At 73.7% G+C, this 1,644-nt stretch carries 1 protein-coding gene and 1 pseudogene; both read right to left on the bottom strand.

All coding sequences use genetic code 11. The features are described from left to right. On the bottom strand, positions 1 to 1,170 hold a 1,170-nt coding region (locus tag CWIS_RS08150; RefSeq protein WP_048342771.1), incomplete at its 3' end, for a helicase-associated domain-containing protein. Beyond that, positions 1,167 to 1,644, bottom strand: a pseudogene (locus CWIS_RS18730) (hypothetical protein); the annotation flags it as partial. The pseudogene CWIS_RS18730 and the gene CWIS_RS08150, both read right to left, overlap by 4 nt.

The following is a 1,644-nucleotide window of genomic DNA, read 5'->3' as shown; positions in this document are numbered from 1 at the left end:
CGCGGCGAGCCGGTACTTCTCCTCCGGCTCGGCCGTCGCGTACGCCATGCGGTCGGCGTCGGGCAGGGTCAGGCGCACCTCGATGCACTCGGCGGGCGCGATGTACCCCTGCGCCTCGATGTCCTTCCAGGGCGCGTCGAACCGCTTGGGCCCGATGAGCGAGAACACCTCGTCCTCGCGTCCGTCCTCGCGCACGAGCGTCGCCGTCAGGCCGAGGCGGCGGCGCGCCTGCAGGTCCGCGGTCATGCGGAAGATCGGCGCGGGCAGCAGGTGCACCTCGTCGTACAGGACCAGGCCCCAGTCGCGTGCGTCGAGCAGCTCGAGGTGCGAGTAGACGCCCTTCCGCTTGGTCGTGAGCACCTGGTACGTCGCGATCGTGACCGGCCGGATCTCCTTGCGCGCACCCGAGTACTCGCCGATCTCGTCCTCGGTCAGCGACGTGCGGCGCACCAGCTCGTCGCGCCACTGCCGTGCCGAGACGGTGTTGGTGACCAGGATCAGCGTCGTCGTGGAGGACTTGGCCATGGCGCCCGCGCCGACGATCGTCTTGCCCGCACCGCAGGGCAGCACGACCACGCCCGACCCGCCGTGCCAGAACCCCTCGACGGCCTGCTGCTGGTAGGGCCGCATGGCCCAGCCGTCCTCTTCGAGCGCGATCGCGTGCGCCTCGCCGTCCACGTACCCGGCGAGGTCCTCCGCGGGCCAGCCGAGCTTGAGCAGCACCTGCTTGAGGTGGCCGCGCTCGGACGGGTGGACGATCACGTCGGTCGCGTCGATGCGCGCGCCCAGCAGGCCCGCGGTGCGCTTGGACTTCATGACCTCGGCGAGCACCGCCGGGTCGAGCGCGTGCAGCACGAGGCCGTGCACGGGGTCCTGGACGAGCTGCAGCCGCCCGTAGCGGGCCATGGTCTCGGCCACGTCGACCAGCAGCGCGTGCGGCACCGGGTAGCGGCTGTACTCGAGCAGCACGTCGACGACCTGCTCGGCGTCGTGCCCCGCGGCGCGCGCGTTCCACAGCCCGAGCGGCGTGAGCCGGTAGGTGTGCACGTGCTCCGGCGCGCGCTCGAGCTCCGCGAACGGGGCGATCGCGCGACGGCACGCGTCCGCCTGGTCGTGGTCGATCTCGAGCAGCAGCGTCTTGTCGCTCTGCACGATGAGCGGTCCGCTCACATGTCCTCCTGGTCCGTGCCCGCGAGGTCGTCGGCGCGCTCGACCGTGCCGATCCGGTGGACGGCGACGGTCAGCTCCGACTCGCGAACGGGGTCGGCGGCCCGCAGCCGGCCGCCCTCCACGCGCAGGGGGCGCAGCAGGCGGCGTTCGGGACGCCCCGTGGGTCCGACGAGCTCGACCCACACGTTCGCGCGCTCGGCGGCGGCCTCGCGCAGGAGTGCCAACGCATCGACGGGGTCGGCTGTTCCGGCAGGGGCTGACGAGCGCGGCGCGCGCGTGTCGTGCGTCGTCGGGCCACCCGTGCGGAGGTCCGAGTCGTCGGGCGTCCCCGCGTCACTGCCCGTGGAGGCGCTGCTCGCGGCGTCGCTCGTCGTGCTGCTCGTCGTGCCGGCGGGTCCGGCGCCCGGGACCGACGCGCCGGTCGCCGGGGTCGTGCCCGCGTCCGACGTGCCGCGCTCGTCCGACGAGCGCAGC

Origin of the sequence: Cellulomonas sp. A375-1, assembly GCF_001040865.1 — a bacterium.
GTDB lineage: Bacteria > Actinomycetota > Actinomycetes > Actinomycetales > Cellulomonadaceae > Cellulomonas > Cellulomonas gelida.
Note: the sequence above shows the minus strand (reverse complement) of the source record. Positions and strands in the feature narration are given on the sequence as shown.